We start from the raw sequence: 16,641 nt of genomic DNA, 5'->3' as shown, positions 1-16,641 counted from the left end.
CATCCCGGCTGCCGCCGGGCGAAGGACCGGCTCCACGTCACCGGCTCACTGGCCTGGCGGCTCATTGGCTCGCCATGACGATGCAGCGCCGCAGCTCCTCGACCGCCTCCGGAGCGCCCTCGACCTCCACACCGTCCGGTTCGCCGGCGCCCTCCCGGTTCCACAACCGGCGGAGTACGGCCGTCGGCGTGCCGCTCACGGTCACGTCGGCGCTGTCGTCGCCGGCGCCGCTCTCGACAGCGAACAGCCCCGGGCCGGTCCGCACTCGCCATGCCGCTCCGTCCGTGCGCACCAGGAACGTACGACCGGGCGAGCCGTCCAGGATGTCGGTGAAGTATTCGCCCCACTCGGCCACGCCGTACGCGACGAAGACCTTGAGCAGTTCGTCGATGCCGTCGACGGCGAGGTCCGCCGGGACCGGTGCGACCGGCTGCCCGGCGCCGAGTTCGGCGTCGATGCGGTGGACGACCGTCTCCTGCGCCATGCGCCGGATCCAGAAGCCGACGGTCTGATCAGGGGTGTACCAGGAGCCCGCCGGGTCCTCCGGCTTGCGGGCGGCGAACTCCTCGGTCAGCCCGGCGTACGCCCGGTCGAGCAGCGCGAGCGGCTCCTCGTCGGCGAGCTCGCCCGGCGGCCACGGGTCGGGCTCGGCGCCCTCGCGCATGGCCAGGGTCTTGTGCAGGTAGACCTCGCCGACGTGACGGGTCAGGTCGGCGACGGTCCAGCCGGGGCAGCTCGGCACCGCTGCGGTGAGGTCGGTCGAAGCGACGGCGCGAAGGCGGGAGAAGTCCGCCGCGAGGCAGTCGAGGAATCTGGAGTACTCCATGGCGACGAGTTCAGCACATGCTCCCGGCCAGGTCAGCCCTCTTGCTCACGGCATCTCGCAGTGATCAAGTTCCGCGTCGGTGCGGGGTGTTGAGTGCGTCGCCCTCGCATCGCGCCGTACGTCGAGAACGCGGGGGTCAGGCGATGCGGGCTCAGGCGCGCAAGGCGTGGCTGGGCGGCTGCCCGAACACGTCGTGGTAATTCGCGGAGAACTTCCCGGGGTTGGGGAAGCCCCACCGGGTGGCTACGGAGCTGACCGTCGCACCGCTGGCCGGGTCGGCGACCTGGAGGTCGCGGCGGGCACGCTCGAGTCGGACGCGGTGCAGGTAACCCAGGGGGCTGGTGCCGTACTGGCGGACGAAGCTCTGCTGCAGAGCAGGTGGTGAGACGGACACGTCTGCGGCGATGTCGGCAAGGGTGAGTGGACGGTGGGCGTTCGCCTCGATGTACGAGACAGCTCGCCGCATCGCAGCCGGCGCGACCTTGCCGGGGCCGGGCTGGTAGTCGGCCGTCATGGTGGTGTTCGGGAACGTCTTCACCGCCGCCGCGCCGAGCAGGTTGAGTGTCTGGGCGTAGACCAGCGGCTCGGACAGCGGGCTGTCGGGAGTCTCCAGCTGGTTGGCGACGAATCCGACCGTGGAGCGCCAGAACCGGTCCATCGCGGGGGAGACCGGTGTCGTCCCGACGAAGTCGATCTTCTCGCTGCCGCCGTACTCGGCTGCAGCCTGCTCGGCGGCCTGAACGGGCACCGAGATGACTTCCTTGCTGAGGCGGTCCCAGCTGATCGACAGGGGTACGCCCGCCGGGCACACGGCTGTGTCACCGATGCGCAGCCGGGTCTCCGAATCACCTGTTGCGATCGTGAGGCTGCCTCCGGTGACGAAGATGAACATCAGGTAGTCCAGAGGAGCGCACTCGATACTCATGCTCGAATGCACGAGGTGATCCAGGCTCATGCTCCCCGCGGTCGTACGTCGGCCGTCGAAGGTGAAGTCCTCGGTCGGCCCGTACCTCGGCCGGTGGGCGCCGTACATTTGCGCACTCAGGACTTCCGCGGCGCCCGGGTCCGACGTACCGAACCTGGACCGCTCCACCGGCAGCCGCTCGATTTCGACCGACATGATCGCCTCCCGATCCAGCGGTGGCTGAACCTGCAACAGACCTACTCCTTCGACCGTACTCCTCGCCGGAACCTGCACCGACCTGCGGACGGAGGCGCGAGAGCGCCCCGCGGGCACCTTCCGGGTCCCGGCTGTGGCCCACGGACCGCGGACGGGACCGAGGCCGGCCGGAGGGATTCTCAGACGCCGTCTGCGGTCGCCGTGTGCCGGTCCCGGATGCACCGCGCGGCGGGAGACCGACGACGGCGGCCCGGCGAATCGCATCCTGTGCGCCCCGCCGCAGCAACTCCCGGCCCGCCCGGCCGACTTCATGACCGGCGTGGTGGATATCGCTTTATGTCCTGGTTTCGTAACCAGAGTCCTTGAAGACTCAATCAAGCCGTACTCTGAGCGCCTGCCGGATCCTGTGGGGGGAGTCCGGCCCGAAACCGAGGACGAACATGCCCAAGATGCGTACCGCAGCCGCCACCGTCGCAGTGGCTTGTCTGGCCGGCGTCGCGCTGGTCCCGGCGCAGGCTCAGGCCGCCGGCTCCGTCTACATCTACAAGGTGTACTACGACAGCCCGGGCAGCGACCGTGGCGGCAGCAGCAGCCTCAACGCCGAGTACGTGCAGATCAAGAACTCCACCGGCTCGGCGTTCCAGATGCAGGGCCACTCCCTCAAGGACTCGACCGGCCACCGCTACGACTTCCCCTCGTACCGGATCAGTGCGGGCAAGACCGTGAAGGTCCACACCGGCAAGGGCAGCAAGTCCGCGGGCCACCTCTACATGGGGCGCTCCTGGTACGTCTGGAACAACGACAAGGACAAGGCCTCGCTCTACAGGCCCACCGGTTCCCTGCGGGACTCCTGCTCGTACAACTCCGCCCGCGTCGACTACAAGATGTGCTGACCAGCGGGTCCGCCCGACTGGTGTGACAGCGCAAGAAGAAGCCCCGGGTCGCCTGCCCGGGGCTTCTTCGCGGCTCGGCTGGGAGCGCTTGCAGCGTTCGCCGTCTCCGCCGTCGTGGAGCAGGCTGCCGCGGAAAACGCCCCGGCCGTCAGAGGAGTTCGTCGAGTGTGATCGGCAGGGAGCGGATGCGGATGCCCGTGGCGTGGTGGACCGCGTTCGCGATCGCCGCCGCGACACCGACCAGGCCGATCTCGCCGACTCCCTTGGTGCCCAGCGGCGTTGCCCGGTCCGGCTCTCCCACGAAGAGGACGTCCAGGTCCGCCACGTCGGCGTTGACCGGGATGAGGTAGTCGCCGAAGGTCGCGTTCGCGATGCGGCCCGTACGGGCGTCGGTGACGGTCTCCTCGAACAGCGCCTGCCCGATGCCGCCGACCGTCCCGCCGATGATCTGGCTGCGGGCGGTCTTCTCGTTGAGGATCCGGCCGCCGTCGATCGCCGAGACCACGCGGGCCACGCGGATGACGCCGAGGTCGGCGTCGACGCGGACCTCCACGAACTTGGCGCCGAACGCTCCCGCGAACGCCATGCCCAGGGCTGAGGGATCGCCCGGTGCGCTGGCCCCGTCCACGGTCATCTCCTGCCGGCCGTGCCGGGTCAGGATGTCGGCGTACGACTCGCCTTCGTCCGGACGGTCGCGGCGGTGGATACGGCCGTTGCCCACGATCACGTCCTCGAGCGCGCACCCCCGCAGCGGCGACCCGGCGTCCTCACTCACCAGGTCCAGTACGCGCCGCACGACACCGAGGCACGCGTCCCGGACTGCCGTGGCCAGCGCACCCGTCAGCCCCGAGCCGCCCGCCTGCGGGGAGGGCGGCATGTCCGAGTCGCCGAGGTCGAAGCGGACGCGGTCGAGCGCGATGCCGAGGACGTCGGCGGACACCTGCGTCATCACCGTGTACGTACCGGTCCCGATGTCGGTGGCGGCGCTGCGGACGAAGGCGCTGCCGTCGGCGTTGACGGTCGCCCGCGCACGGCAGGGCACCGCGTACCAGGGATAGCCGACGCCTGCCATGCCGTACCCGATGAGCTCGTCGCCGTCCCGCATGGAGCGCGGCGCGGGGTCGCGACGGGACCAGCCGAACCTCTCTGCGCCGGCCTCGTAGCACTCCCGGAGCGCCTTGCTCGACCAGGGCATGCCGCTCACCGGGTGGCGCTCGGCGTAGTTGCGCAGGCGGAGTTCGAGCGGGTCGATGCCGAGGGTGTGGGCGAGTTCGTCGAACGCCGACTCGAGGGCGAAGTTGCCCTGGCCCTCGGCGGGTGCGCGCATGGAGGTCGGGTTGGAGATGTTCAGGCGGACCTGGCCGTCCCTGGTGATCACGCTGGGGCAGGCGTAGGCGACCGCCGACGACGCGGCCAGCGGCTCGAAGTCGTCGTCCTCCATGGCCACGGAGGAGGTGGAGCGGTGGTCGATCGCCACCAGCTCACCGCTCCGCTTCGCGCCGATGGTGATGTGCTGGACGCCGCTGGGGCGGTGCCCGACCGAGGTGAACATCTGAGGCCGGGTCAGGACCAGCTTGACCGGCCGCCCCGTCATGCGTGCCGCGAGCACCGTCAGGATGACGTGCTGCCACACGCGCAGCCCGCTGCCGAAGGCACCGCCGACGTACGGGGCGAGCACGCGCACGGCGCTCTCGGGCACGTCGAAGACCTTGGCCAGGGTCGCGCGGGCCATGGTCGGCCACTGGGTGGTGTCGTGCACGGTGAGCGTGTTCCGGTCCCAGACGGCCAGCGTCGCGAAGAGGCCCAGCGGATTGTTGGTGTTGTCGGGCGTGGTGTAGGTGGCCGAGACCTTCACGTCCGCGGAGGCCAGCGCTTCCTCGACGGCCCCGCGCTCGGAGTCCATGCCCCAGGGGTCGTCCACGCGCTCGGCACGCGGATCGTCGAACCGCGTGACGGGCTCGCTCGCGTCGTAGGTGACCTTGATCAGGCGCGTGGCCGCCACCGCCTGCTCCCTCGTCTCCGCGACGACCACGGCGACGTGCTGTCCGTGGTGGAGGATGCGCTCGTCCTGGAGGGGAGCCGGGGGCGAGGTGCCGATGTCGGTGGCCGGACCGTCGGGGAGCCGTGGCGTGTTGCGGTGGGTGATGACCGTCAGCACGCCGGGGGCGGCCTCGGCCTCGGCGGTGTCGATCGCGGTGATGCGTCCGGCGGCGACCGTGCTCTGGAGGAGGGCGGCGTGCGCCTGCCCGTGGACGTCGAAGTCACTGGGGTAGGCGGCGGCGCCGGCCGTCTTCCGCGCGCCGTCGACGCGGTCGATTCCTGCTCCGATGGCGGGAGGGGCTTCCACGAGGCTCACTGTGCGACTCCCGAGATGTTCCGCAGGGCCCTTACGAGGGTGCGCTGGGCGAGTTCGACCTTGAAGGCCGTGCCGGGGAGCGTCCATGCCCCCTGCACCGCGGCGGCCGCAGCCTCACGGAAGGTCTCCTCGTTCGCCGGTGCGTCGGTGAGGACCTGTTCGGCCTCCAGCGAGCGCCACGGCTTGGACCCGACACCGCCGAGCGCGACCCGGGCCTGGCCGATCGTCCCGTCCTGCGTCACGAGCGCGACGGCTGCCGAGGCCAGCGCGAACTCGTACGAGGCGCGGTCGCGGACCTTGAGGTAGCCCGAGGTCGCGGTGGCCGGCAGGAACGGGATGGTGACGCCGGTGATCAGTTCGCCGTGCACGAGGACGTTCTCGACGTCGGGGCTGGTGCGCGCCTCCCGGTAGAACTGCGTCAGGGGAACGCTGCGGCGCCCGGACATCCCCTGGAGATGGACCACCGCGTCCAGGGCGACCAGTGCGACGGCGAGGTCGGAGGCGTGCAGCGCGACGCAGCGCTCGCTGACGCCCAGGATCGCGTGCATCCTCGCGCTGTCGGCGACGGCGGCGCATCCGGATCCGGGCTCGCGCTTGTTGCATTCGGCCACCCCGGGATCGCGGAAGTAGCGGCAACGGGCGCGCTGGAGGAGGTTGCCGCCGATCGTCGCCATGTTCCGCAGCTGGGTGGAGGCACCGAGCAGCAGCGCCTGGCGGACGAGGGGGAAGTCCTCGACGACCGTGGAGTCGGCCGCCAGCTCCTCCATCGTCGTGAGCGCCGCGACGTGCAGGCCGTCGTCGTCGCGGGTGATGCCGCGCATCGGGAGGCGTGTGATGTCGACCAGCCGCTCGGGCGCGAGCACGCCGTCCTTCATGAGGTCGAGCTGTGTCGTTCCGCCCGCCAGGTAGGACGCGTTCGTGTCTGCGGCGAGCAGGTTCACGGCCTCGTCCACGTCGGTGGCGCGGGCGTAGTCAAAGGGAAGCATCGGTGCCTCCCCGGGGTGCCCTGGCTGCTGACGCGCTGCCTGCTGACGCACCGTCTGCCGACGTCCTGCCAGCCGACGCACCGTCCGCTGACGCCACCTCACGGATGGCGGCGACGATGTTCGCGTACGCGCCGCAGCGGCAGAGGTTGCCGCTCATGTACTCGCGGACGTCGTCGTCCGAGCCCGCACGGCCCTCCTGGATCAAGGCGACCGCCGACATGATCTGGCCCGGTGTGCAGAAGCCGCACTGGAAGCCGTCGTGACGCACGAAGGACTCCTGCAACGGGTGCGGTCCCTCGGCGCCTGCGAGGCCCTCGATCGTGGTGACCTCCTGGTCGTCGCACTGGGCGGCCAGGGTCAGACAGGACAGCACGCGACGGCCGTTGACGTGTACGGTGCACGCCCCGCACGCACCCTGGTCGCAGCCCTTCTTGGTCCCGGTCAGGCCCATGTGGTCGCGGAGCGCGTCGAGCAGGGTGACCCTGGCGTCGAGGTACAGCTTGTACGGGCGGCCGTTGACGGACAGCTCCATTGGCGTGTCCCCCACGACTTGCGTGCGCCGCGGCCGGCTCAGCGCTTTGGCCATGCGTCTCCTCCGATGTTTGGAACGCCTGTGCGGCGTCCTTGCTGCGGACGGGTCCCTGCTGAGGGGTGCGGAGTTCACGGCGGGACGAACCCGCGGTTCCTCGTGCATGTGCGCACGCTCGCGTGAGTCCGATTTTCACAAAACCGGCATTCAGCATAGTTCGCACGAGGGTGCGTGCTGTGGAGCCGGGCGGCGTCGCACCCGGCAGGAATCAGATCGCGAGGGTGCTCTCCGGGCTGACGCCGTAGACGTCGTGGTAGCGCGCGGCGAAGTTGGCGGACTTCGCGAATCCCCAGCGTGCGGCGACGGCCGCCACCGTCGCGTCGTCGTCGGGGTCCGCCGCGAGCAGGTCGAAGTGCGCACGGTCCAGACGGATGCGGGTCACACAGCCCCACGGCCCGGTGTCGTGGTGGCGGGCGAAGGCGATCTGGAGCGCGCGGGGGGTGACGCGGGCGGCGGTGGCCATGTCGCTGAGTCCGATGTCGAGGTGTGCGTTCGCCTCGATGAACGCGACCGCCCTCCGCACGGCGCCGGGCGTGGCGTCACCGCCGTCCTGCGAAGTGCTCTCTCCCGCACCGGTGTTGGGGAACGTGACCAGTGCGCCGGCCGCGACCGTACGGGCCACGTTTCCGAGCACGAGCGGTTCGCTCATGGCTTCGGGGCTGGTGGCCAGGACGCGGCGCACATAGCCCACGGTGGTGCGCCAGTGGTCCGCGAGAGCAGGAGACGCGGGCTGCAGGCCGGTGAAGTGGAGGGTGTCGGCCGGCTGGTCCTCGGCCAGGCCCGCGACCTCCGTGAGGAGGGACTGGTCCAGCACGACGGAGCCGAAGTCCAGGTTGTGCGCGAGGGCGGTGAAGGGCCGGTCGGGCGGTGCGATGACCGCGATCTCGCCGGGGCCGACGCGTTCGCCGCCGCCTTCCCAGCGGTGCTCCACCCATCCGGTCCGGGGTTCGACCACCGCGAGGGACTCCAGCGGGTCGGCGTCGTAGCCGGTCTCCATGGACAGCGTCACGTCGTCGACGCAGAACGGGCCGAAGTCGTAGCGGGCGTGCCGGATCAGCTGGTCGCCCTCCGTGCCGCTCATGCGCAGGCTCGTCCCGTAGGCGGCGTTCATGAACTCGCGGCCGGCGTCGAGGTCTGCGGTCTCGAACACGTTCCGCTTCGGCATCCGACGCCGTCCGTTCTCATGAGCGGTGGTGGTGTCCATGAGCATCTCGCAGCGAGGGGTCAGGCCCGGAGGGTGTGACCGGGCGGCTGTCCGTACACGTCGTGGTAGTGCTCGGCGAAGGTGGCCGGCTTCGAGAAACCCCATCGGGTGGCGATGGAGGCGACCGTCGCCCCGGTGGTGGGATCGGTGATCTGGAGGTCCCGGTGGGCCCGCTCCAGCCGTACGCGTCGCAGGTACTCGAGCGGGGTCGTGTCGTGGTGCCTGACGAAGGCCGCCTGCAACGCCTGCGGGGAGGCGGAAGCCGCAGCCGCGATGTCGGCCGACGTGAGGGGCCGGTCGGCGTGGGCCTCGATGAACTCGGCGGCTCGACGCACGGCGGCCGGCGAGACCTGTCCGGGGCCGGGGAGGTAGTCGGCGGTCATGGTGGTGTTCGGGAACACCCGCACCGCTGCCGCACCGAGCAGATTGAGGGTCTGGGCCTGCACCAGCGGCGCCGACAACGGGCTGTCGGGCGTCTCCAGCTGATGCGTGACGAACCCGACCGTGGAGCGCCAGAACCTGTCCATCGCCGGGGAGACCGGCAGCGTCCCGACGAAGCGCACCGGCCCGTCCCCGTCGCCGTACTCGGCTGCCGCGCGCTCTGCGGCGGGCACCGGCACCGAGAGGATCTCCGCCCGCAGGCGGTCCCAGCTGATCCGGATGGGGACCCCGGCCGGGTAGAGCGCCGTGTCCCCGACGGTCAGGCGCGCCTCCAGGTCACGCGAGGTGACGCTGAGGGAGCCTCCGGTGAGAAAGACGAACATCAGGTCGTCGAGGACCCCGCAGTCGGCACTCGTGTCCATCGTGTGCACGAGGTGGTCCAGACTCATCCCGCCGGCGCTCGTACGCCGGATCCCGAAGGTGAACTCCTCTGCGGAGCCGCCGTTCTGCCGGCACTCCCCGTACATCTCCTTGGTGACCGACTCGGCCAGCGCCGGGTCCGACGTGCCGAATTCGAACTGTTCAACGGGGAGTCGCCCCGTGTCAACCTTCATGATCGCCTCCACCACGAGGGTGGCCGTACTGCGAGACCTCTCTTTCGAAGGTACTCCGCGCCCACCCGATAACGGAGGGCCCGCGGTGCGGCTCACATACGGGCCCTCGTCCCGGTGCCGACGTGGGGCGATGCCCGCTTCAGCGGCCCTCGGCGTGCCTCAGCCGCCGGGTGAGCGGCGGGACGACGACCGCGGCGGCCACCAGATGGGAGAGGCAGAGCACGACCTGCGTCGAGACCGCGGTGTGCGGGGCGAGTATCGGCGGGATGAGCGACAGCGCTGTGAGGACGACCGTCGTGATCAGGAAGATGCGTGCGGGTCGCTTCGCCCATCGGGCGAGGACCACCGCGAGGACGATGCCGACGACGGAGTAGAGGAGGACCCCGAACGCGAAACCGAAGGGCGGGATCTCCTGGCTGCTCGCGTCACCCGGTGAGGCCACATCCATGGGGACGCCGAGGCCGCGCGCACCGAGGGCGAACACCTCGGTGACCGCGGCGCCGGCGAGGGTGGCGAGTACGCCTACCAGCCAGACGGGCCGGGTGGTGACGAAGGAACGGACGGGGCTCGCGGACGTCGTTCCGGCCTGTCCGGGCCGGGGTGCCGTCACGTCTCCGGTGGGGTGGTCGCTCATTTCTGCCTCCTGCTTCGCTGCTGTTCGGGGCCCTCGGACGAGGGCATCGCAGAGGCAGACAGGGGCGGGGAGAGGAACTCATCGGAACCGGCGTGAAGCGTTCGGGGAACGGCTCGCAGGAGGGCGCGCGGTCCGGCGTGAGCCGTCCCGGGGTGTGGGGGCGTGGGGGCAGGTCACCCGGCGGTTCGCGTACGGGCACGCGTGACGCGTACAACTGCCGCGCGGGGCGGGTCAGTTGGCGTTGGCGGGGCCTGGCAGCGGCTGCTCGGTCCAGATGACCTTGCCCTGCTTGGTGTAGCGGGTGCCCCAGCGCTCGGCGAACTGGGCCACGAGGAAGAGTCCGCGCCCGCCCTCGTCCGTGTGCGCCGCATGGCGCAGATGGGGCGAGGTGCTGCTGTTGTCGGAGACCTCGCAGATGAGGTAGCGGTCGTGGAGCAGGCGGACCCTCACCGGTCCCGACGCGTGCCGGATGGCGTTGGTGATCAGCTCGCTGAGGATCAGCTCCGTGGTGAACGCCAGCTCTTCAAGGCCCCACTCGGCGAGCTGCTCGGAGACCGCGGCACGCGCGCCGGCCACGGCGGCCGGGTCCGCGGGCAGCTCCAACTCGGCGATGCGGTCGCCTTCCAGGACGCGGGTGCGGGCGACCATCAGGGCGATGTCGTCCCCCTGGCGGGCCGGGAGCAGGGCGTCGAGCACCGTCTCGCACGTCTCCTCGGGAGACCGGTCCGCGCTCACCACCGCGTCCCGCAGGATCCGGAGCCCGGTGTCTATGTCGCGGTCGCGGCGCTCGATGAGGCCGTCGGTGTAGAGCACGAGGCGGCTGCCCGGGGGCAGTTGGAACTCCACCGACTCGAAGGGGAGACCCCCGATGCCGAGGGGCAGTCCGGACGGCACCTCGGGGAAGTCAGTCCCGCCGTCGGGATCCACGAGCACGGGCACCGGGTGACCTGCCCTGGCGACGGCGCAGTTGCGGGAGACCGGGTCGTAGATCGCGTACAGGCAGGTGGCCCCGGTGATCGCGTTCTCGTCACCCGCAGCCACGCCGTCCTGGTCGATGCGGCCGACCAACTCGTCGAGGTGTCCGAGGAGTTCGTCGGGCGGCAGGTCGAGGGCGGAGAAGTTGTGCACCGCTGTGCGCAGGCGCCCCATCGTCGCCGCGGCGTGCAGTCCGTGCCCGACGACGTCCCCCACGGCGAGTGCGACACGGGCACCCGGCAGGGGGATGACGTCGAACCAGTCGCCGCCGACGCCGGCCTGCGCGGGCAGATACCGGTGGGCGACCTCGACGGCGCTCTGCTCGGGCAACGCCCGGGGCAGCAGGCTCCGTTGCAGAGCGACGGCCATGCCGTGCTCACGGGTGTAGCGGCGGGCGTTGTCGATGGACACCGCGGCGCGGGCCGCCAGTTCGGCGGCGAGGGAGAGGTCGTCGTCCTCGAAGGGCTCCGGCTTCTCCGAACGCCAGAAGTTGACCACGCCGAGCAGGACGCCCCGCGCGCGCAGCGGGGCGGCGATCAGCGAGTGGATCCCGTACTCCAGGACGCGGGCGGTGCCTTCGGGATCCTGGACGCGCCAGTCGGGGGACTCACTCAGGCGGGGCTCGATCTCCGCCTGCCCCGTCTCGAAGCCGCGCGCCTGCGGCGAGGACTCGGCGAAGGTGATCAAGTCGCCTTTGGGGTAGAGGGGATGGTCCTCGCGGACGCCGCTCACCGCCGTGCGCCGCATCTGCATGCCGCTGCCCGCGGCGGGCTCCTCCCCGCGCAGCACGGGCTCGGCGAGGTCGACGGTGACGAAGTCGGCGAACCGGGGCACCGCCACCTGCGCGAGTTCCTCAGCGGTGCGCGTCACGTCAAGGGTGGTGCCGATGTCCCCGCTGGCGTCGTAGAGCAGCTTCAACCGCGTACGGACCAGCTTCACGCGGCTGGAGAGCAGGCGCAGTTCGGTGGTGTCCCGGAGGGTGGCGACCCAGCCCGGCGGCCCTCCGTTGCGGTCCGTGAGGCGGTTGTTCACCGCGAGCAGCCGGTCGCCGGCGGGCAGGACCTCGTCCGTGGCGACGCGCCCCGAGGCCAGGAGTTCGGTGGTGCGCGCTTCGAGGCCGAGTTCGGTGACGTGGCGGCCCTGTGCGTCCGCGGGCAGGTCGAGCAGCCGGCTGGCCTCGTCGTTGGCGAGCAGCAGGCGGCCCTCACCGCTGACTATGAGCACCCCTTCGTGGACGGCGTGAAGCACCGCGTCGTGGTGCTCGTACATGCGCGTCATCTCGCGGGGCCCCAGACCGTGGGTCTGCCGGCGCAGCCGCCTGCTCACCAGCGCCGTCCCGCCGGTGGCCAGGGCGAGGGCGGCGGCGGCAGCGCCCAGGACGAGCGGGAGCTGCCGGTCGACGACGCCGCTCACCTTCTCCACCTTGATACCGGCGGAGACGAGTGCCACGACCTTGCCGTCTTCCCTGGTCACCGGCACGACCACCTGCACGATGCGGCCGATGGTGCCCTCGACGGTCTCGGTCTGGACGCGCCCCCGGAGGGCCGGGCCGATGGTGCCGACGAACTTCTTCCCGATCCTGTTCCTGATCGGATGCGTGTAGCGGATCCCGTCCTTGTTCATCACGACGAGGAAGTCGACGCCGGTCCGCTTGCGCGCCGCCTCCGCTCGCGGCTGGAGGACCGCGCTCGGATCAGGGGAGGAGAGACCGCTGACCACACCGGGGGAGTTCGCGAACGACTCGGCCACGGCCAGCGACCGGTCCCGGGCGGCCTGTGTGCCGTCGCGCCGCACCTGGAGGACGAGAGCCGTCACCGCCGCGAGCACGAGCAGCAGGACGACGGAGACCTGCAGGACGAACACCTGGCGGGCGACGCTTCCTTCGCTCAGCGCCGACCGCAGGCGTCCCACCGACGGTCTCGGCGGGTCCTCGCGCTCGAACTCCTCTTGCTTCTCACGTCGGCTTCGCAGCCGCCGTTCAGCAGCCAGGGCCTGGAAACGTGCCAGCGGTCCGGCCATGGCCCATGTCTACACTGCCCGCGTTCCCACGTCGACCAGGGGTGCAAGGGGGACCTGCGGTAACGCTGGGGCACGGCCCGGCTCCGCTTCCTCGGTACGGACGGTCCCGGACGCCTCTGCGCGTACAGTTCAAAGATCGTGCAGGTTCGGCAACTGGGGGCTGTCATGGCACTGTTCGGGAACGCGCACACGATCGATCCGGTGACGGCGCAGCAGGAGTACGCGCGGCTGCTGGGGCACGGCGAGCAGGTGCATGCCGCATACCTGCTGATCCGGGACACGATCCTCTTCACCGACCGGCGGCTCGTCCTGGTCGACAAGCAGGGGATGACGGGCAAGAAGGTGGAGTACCACTCCGTGCCGTACCGGAGCATCTCGCACTTCGCCGTGGAGACCGCGGGGACCTTCGACCTCGACGCGGAGCTGAAGATCTGGATCTCCAGCGACCCCAACCCGATCCAGAAGACCTTCACCAAGGGCGTCGACATCTACGAAGTGCAGGCCATCCTCACGCAGTTCGTGGCCAGGTAGCCCTCGGCGTCGCACGTACGGGGGAGCCCGGGCGGCGCGCCGCGGTTCACCCGGTCGTGCTTCACGCTCCGCAACCCGGCGCGCCCCCGTGTGCGCCTGCTCGGGGCGAACTGCCCCTGGATCGGGGCGAGTCGGGCACATAGCGTGGCCGCGATCGGCTTCTGCCTGCCTTCGAGTGAACCGAGGCCCGCCTTGTCCAAGCACCCGTTAGCGCCGGACATCCTCTCACCGCAGTTCGCAGCAGATCCCTACTCCGCCTACCGGGTCCTGCGGGAGCACTTCCCGCTGCTGTGGCACGAGGCCACCGGCAGCTACGTCATCTCCCGGTACGCCGACGTCGAACGCGCCTTCCGGGACGAGGTGTTCACGACCCGGAACTACGACTGGCAGCTCGAACCGGTGCACGGCCGGACCCTCGTGCAGATGAGCGGACGCGAGCACGCCGTGCGCCGGGCACTCGTCGCGCCGGCCTTCCGCGGCAGGATGCTGGAGGAGAAGTTCCTGCCGGTGATCACGGAGAACGCCCGCGAGCTCATCGACCGGATACGTGGGGCGGGGTCGGCCGACCTGGTCGACGACTTCGCCACGCACTTCCCGATCAACGTCATCGTCGACATGCTGGGCCTCGACAAGGCCGAGCACCCCAGGTTCCACGCCTGGTACACCTCGATCGTCGCGTACTTCAGCAACCTCTCCCAGGACCCGGAGATCACCGAGGCCGGCCACCGTACGCGCGACGAACTGGCTGCGTACATGATCCCGGTGATCAGGGAGCGCCGGAAGAACCTCGGCGACGACCTGCTCTCCACGCTCTGCGCCGCCGAGATCGACGGCACCGCGATGAGCGACGAGGACATCAAGGCGTTCATCAGCATCCTGTTCGCCGCGGGCGGGGAGACCACGGACAAGGCCATCTCCAGCCTGGTGGGCAACCTGCTGCGAAACCCCGCGCAACTGGCGGCCGTTCAGGAGGACCGGGGCCTCATCCCGCAGGCGCTCGCGGAGACGCTGCGCTTCACGCCGCCCGTCCACATGATCATTCGTGAGACCGACGAGGACGTCGAGCTCTCAGGGGGCGTCATCCCGGCGGGCTCCACCGTCAACTGCCTCATCGGAGCGGCCAATCGGGACGGCGAACGCTTCGCACACCCCGAGACCTTCGACATCTTCCGTACGGACCTGCCGACGCGTTCGGCGTTCTCCGCCGCGGCCGACCACCTCGCCTTCGCGCTGGGGCGGCACTTCTGCGTCGGCGCTCTGCTCGCGAAGACGGAGGTGGAGGTCGGCGTCGGCCAACTCCTGGACGCCATGCCCGACTTGCGCCTCGAAGAGGGCTGCGAGCCGGTGGAGCAGGGGGTGTTCACGCGCGGTCTGCAGTCTCTGCCCGTACGGTTCACGCCGGCCGCCGGGGTACGGGCGGGGGCCGGGGCCTGACGCGTCGCGGGCCCCGACGGGCTGCGGCCGGCGGGGAGTTCAGCGGAGCGTGATGACGTTCCCGGTGACGAGCGCGGCGGCGTCCGAGACGAGGAAGGCGATCGTCTCCGCGACCTCGGCGGGGTCGGCGATGTGGAAGTGCGTACCGCTCGACGCGACGGCCTCCCGTACCGCGTCGGTGACCCAGCCGGTGTCGGTCACCGGGGGATACACCATGTTGGCGGTGATCCCGAGGTCCGCCAGCTCCAGCGCGGCGGACATCGTGTAGTTGGTCTGCGCCGCCTTCGCCGCCCCGTAGGAGACCTCTTCGGGGAATCCGAGGTCACCGCCGGAGGTCAGGCCGACGATCCGCCCCCAGCGCGCACCCCGGTCGCGGCTGCGTCGGGCGAGCTCGGAGATCAGGAGGGCGGGGGCCATCGCGTCGACGGCGAACTGACGGTTCCAGGCCTCCGCGGTGACGGGGTTCTGTGAACGGCCGAGCCGGTCGGTCGGGCGGGGCGCGAAGGAGTCCTGCACCCACCCGGTCGCGTTGTTGATCAGGATGTCCACGGGGCCGAGCTTCTGCTCGGCCACGTCGAAGAGTTCGGCGGGCGCCGCCGGATCGCTCAGGTCCGCCTCGAGAGCCTCCGCGCGCCCGCCCGCGGCGCGGATCTCCTCGGCGACCCGCTCCCCCGAAGCGGCGCGGTGCCGGCGGTAGGCCTCGGGTGTGCCGGGATCGACGGGGTCCTCGACGCGGAGGTATGTGCAGAGCACGGCGACACCTCGTGCCGCGAGTGCACCCGCGGTGGCCGCTCCGATGCCGTGGTTCGCTCCGGTGACGACGGCGACGTGACCGGAGGTCCGGGTGTGGGGCATGCGCGCAGTGGTAGCAGATGCCGACCGGGCTCCGGCAAGCGGATTTCCCGCGACGACGACGCCCGTACGCCCGTACCTCCGCGCGCCGGGCCCGTCCCCGGCCCACGCCCTCGGGTCGTCACGCCCTCGCGTCGTCGCGTCGTCGCGTCACGGAGAGCCGTCCTCCTGGCGCGCGCTGTAGATGTTGCGGGCGTGCTCGACGAGGGCGATCAGCACCTCCTTCGCGGAACCCTGCTCCCGGGCGTCGCACATCACGACGGGCGTGCCCGGGTCGAGGTCGAGAGCGCTCCTGACCTCGTCCGCGGGATAGGTGTGGAAGCCCGCGAAGCAGTTGACGGCGACGATGAACGGGATGCCGCGGCGCTCGAAGTAGTCGACTGCCGGGAAGCAGTCCTCCAGACGCCGGGTGTCCGCGAGCACCGCGGCTCCCAGCGCGCCGCTGACCAGTTCGTCCCACAGGAACCAGAACCGGTCCTGGCCGGGTGTGCCGAACAGGTACAGCGCCAGGCCGTCGCGGAAGGTGATGCGCCCGAAGTCCATGGCGACGGTGGTCGTGGTCTTTCGCTCGACGCCTTCGAGGTCGTCCACCGGGCGTCCCGCCTCGGTGAGCTGTTCCTCCGTACGCAGCGGGCGGATCTCGCTCACCGAGCCGACGAAGGTCGTCTTGCCCACCCCGAACCCTCCGGCCACGAGGATCTTGAGCGACAGGTAGGGGCCTGGCCGCTCGGGGCGCCGCTCCCCCGGGTGCCGTCCGTCGGGGTGCCGCTGGTCAGAGTGCACGGAGTCCATCGATCACTTCCCTGAGAATGTGCTCGTCCGGGAGCTGCGCCGGCTCCACCGGGCGGCTGACCCTGATGAGTCCGTCGTCCAGCAGGTCGCCGAGGAGCACGCGCACCACCCCGACGGGAAGGTCCGAGTCGGCGGCGATGTCCGCCACCGAACTCGGCGACGCCCTGCACAGCGCGAGGATCGCCGCATGCTCGGGTGAACGGTCCGGCGGGGCGCCCTCGTCGGCCTCACCGGCTTCGACGACCGCGATCAGGTCGAAGGCCTCGCTGGTCGGCCGGGCACGGCCCGCGGTCATCGCGTACAGACGCACCAGCGGTCCTGCCTCGTCGTCGAACCATTCCGGTGTCGACGGCGGGGTGCTCGGCGGAGGGCTCGGAGGGACGGGCCGTCCCGACCCGTCGTCGAACCACTGCCTCGGGAAGTCCGTCATGGCAG

The 16,641-nt window shown here is 70.8% G+C and carries 15 protein-coding genes; 3 read left to right on the top strand and 12 right to left on the bottom strand.

Annotated elements, in window-relative coordinates:
* Window positions 1–61: 61 nt before the first annotated feature.
* Both H5J26_RS04220 and H5J26_RS04215 read right to left on the bottom strand, forming a co-directional pair.
* On the bottom strand, window positions 62–826 hold the full coding sequence (locus H5J26_RS04220; RefSeq protein ID WP_181764306.1) for a maleylpyruvate isomerase family mycothiol-dependent enzyme: 765 nt from the start codon (window positions 824–826) through the stop codon (window positions 62–64).
* A gap of 151 nt (window positions 827–977) precedes the next feature.
* Entirely contained in the window at window positions 978–1,946 is a 969-nt protein-coding gene (locus H5J26_RS04215; RefSeq protein ID WP_181764305.1) for an AraC family transcriptional regulator, read from the bottom strand.
* A gap of 440 nt (window positions 1,947–2,386) precedes the next feature.
* On the opposite strand from H5J26_RS04215, the gene H5J26_RS04210 reads away from it, so the two are divergent.
* Entirely contained in the window at window positions 2,387–2,839 is a 453-nt protein-coding gene (locus tag H5J26_RS04210; RefSeq protein WP_181764304.1) for a lamin tail domain-containing protein, read from the top strand.
* Between the two features lie 148 nt (window positions 2,840–2,987).
* On the opposite strand, the gene H5J26_RS04205 is transcribed toward H5J26_RS04210, so the two are convergent.
* The 7 genes from H5J26_RS04205 to H5J26_RS04175 form a co-directional block, all read right to left on the bottom strand.
* Complete coding sequence (locus H5J26_RS04205; protein WP_309237767.1) at window positions 2,988–5,186, bottom strand: xanthine dehydrogenase family protein molybdopterin-binding subunit; 2,199 nt, start codon at window positions 5,184–5,186, stop codon at window positions 2,988–2,990.
* Between the two features lie 5 nt (window positions 5,187–5,191).
* Window positions 5,192–6,181 carry an FAD binding domain-containing protein gene (locus H5J26_RS04200; protein ID WP_181764302.1) on the bottom strand — a complete coding sequence of 330 codons (990 nt, stop codon included), beginning with the start codon at window positions 6,179–6,181 and terminating at the stop codon, window positions 5,192–5,194.
* On the bottom strand, window positions 6,168–6,767 hold the full coding sequence (locus H5J26_RS04195) for a (2Fe-2S)-binding protein (RefSeq protein ID WP_181764301.1): 600 nt from the start codon (window positions 6,765–6,767) through the stop codon (window positions 6,168–6,170). Before H5J26_RS04195 ends, H5J26_RS04200 begins: the two co-directional genes overlap by 14 nt.
* A 211-nt stretch (window positions 6,768–6,978) precedes the next feature.
* Entirely contained in the window at window positions 6,979–7,935 is a 957-nt protein-coding gene (locus tag H5J26_RS04190) for a helix-turn-helix domain-containing protein (protein WP_181764300.1), read from the bottom strand.
* A 59-nt stretch (window positions 7,936–7,994) separates the two neighbouring features.
* Window positions 7,995–8,969, bottom strand: coding sequence for an AraC family transcriptional regulator (locus tag H5J26_RS04185; RefSeq protein ID WP_181764299.1), 975 nt, complete (start codon window positions 8,967–8,969; stop codon window positions 7,995–7,997).
* A 139-nt stretch (window positions 8,970–9,108) separates the two neighbouring features.
* Window positions 9,109–9,603 carry a DUF6069 family protein gene (locus tag H5J26_RS04180; protein WP_181764298.1) on the bottom strand — a complete coding sequence of 165 codons (495 nt, stop codon included), beginning with the start codon at window positions 9,601–9,603 and terminating at the stop codon, window positions 9,109–9,111.
* Between the two features lie 231 nt (window positions 9,604–9,834).
* Window positions 9,835–12,597, bottom strand: coding sequence for a SpoIIE family protein phosphatase (locus tag H5J26_RS04175; protein ID WP_181764297.1), 2,763 nt, complete (start codon window positions 12,595–12,597; stop codon window positions 9,835–9,837).
* 165 nt (window positions 12,598–12,762) lie between these two features.
* Here H5J26_RS04175 and H5J26_RS04170 point away from each other — a divergent pair, with 165 nt between their 5' ends.
* Together H5J26_RS04170 and H5J26_RS04165 are read left to right on the top strand one after the other, a co-directional pair.
* Entirely contained in the window at window positions 12,763–13,128 is a 366-nt protein-coding gene (locus H5J26_RS04170) for a PH domain-containing protein (protein ID WP_181764296.1), read from the top strand.
* Between the two features lie 192 nt (window positions 13,129–13,320).
* Complete coding sequence (locus H5J26_RS04165) at window positions 13,321–14,562, top strand: cytochrome P450 (RefSeq protein ID WP_181764295.1); 1,242 nt, start codon at window positions 13,321–13,323, stop codon at window positions 14,560–14,562.
* Between the two features lie 39 nt (window positions 14,563–14,601).
* Here the strand turns inward: H5J26_RS04165 and H5J26_RS04160 are convergent, their stop codons facing one another.
* From H5J26_RS04160 to H5J26_RS04150, 3 genes are all read right to left on the bottom strand, one after another.
* Window positions 14,602–15,417, bottom strand: a complete 816-nt coding sequence (locus H5J26_RS04160; RefSeq protein WP_181764294.1) for an SDR family NAD(P)-dependent oxidoreductase — start codon at window positions 15,415–15,417, stop codon at window positions 14,602–14,604.
* 147 nt (window positions 15,418–15,564) lie between these two features.
* The gene (locus H5J26_RS04155) at window positions 15,565–16,206 is read right to left on the bottom strand and encodes an ATP/GTP-binding protein (RefSeq protein WP_181764293.1); all 642 of its coding nucleotides are present in this window, start codon (window positions 16,204–16,206) and stop codon (window positions 15,565–15,567) included.
* Window positions 16,187–16,636, bottom strand: coding sequence for a DUF742 domain-containing protein (locus H5J26_RS04150; RefSeq protein WP_181764292.1), 450 nt, complete (start codon window positions 16,634–16,636; stop codon window positions 16,187–16,189). The genes H5J26_RS04155 and H5J26_RS04150 overlap by 20 nt, the downstream gene beginning before the upstream one ends.
* Between the last annotated feature and the right edge of the window lie 5 nt (window positions 16,637–16,641).

Origin of the sequence: Streptomyces albidus (ex Kaewkla and Franco 2022), from assembly GCF_013870515.1 — a bacterium.
GTDB lineage: Bacteria > Actinomycetota > Actinomycetes > Streptomycetales > Streptomycetaceae > Streptomyces > Streptomyces albidus.
This window is presented reverse-complemented; position numbering and strand designations above follow the sequence as displayed.